This window comes from Lysinibacillus sp. GbtcB16 (assembly GCF_019091145.1).
Classification (GTDB): Bacteria; Bacillota; Bacilli; order Bacillales_A; family Planococcaceae; genus Lysinibacillus; species Lysinibacillus fusiformis.
Window position 1 is genome coordinate 1 of sequence record NZ_JAGXJV010000774.1, and the last position, 243, is coordinate 243.

Genomic DNA, 243 nt, shown 5'->3' on the forward strand with positions numbered 1-243 from the left:
CCTGCTAAGCATCATATCGATTATCTTGGTGCAACAGTCTTCTCATTAAGTACAATCGCTCTACTATATGCATTATTAACAGGTAGCAGTAAGCAAAACTGGGGAGACATGACAATTATCGGCCTATTAATCTTTGCCGCTATTTCATTTATTATTTTCTTATTCATCGAGAAAAAATCTCCAGAACCATTAATTCCGCTAGCACTTTTCTCTAACCGTACATTATCTACGATAAATATATTA

General features: G+C 34.6%; 1 pseudogene. It reads left to right on the forward strand.

Annotated features, from left to right (window positions below):
* Positions 1–243, forward strand: a pseudogene (locus KVT27_RS25865) (MFS transporter); the annotation flags it as partial.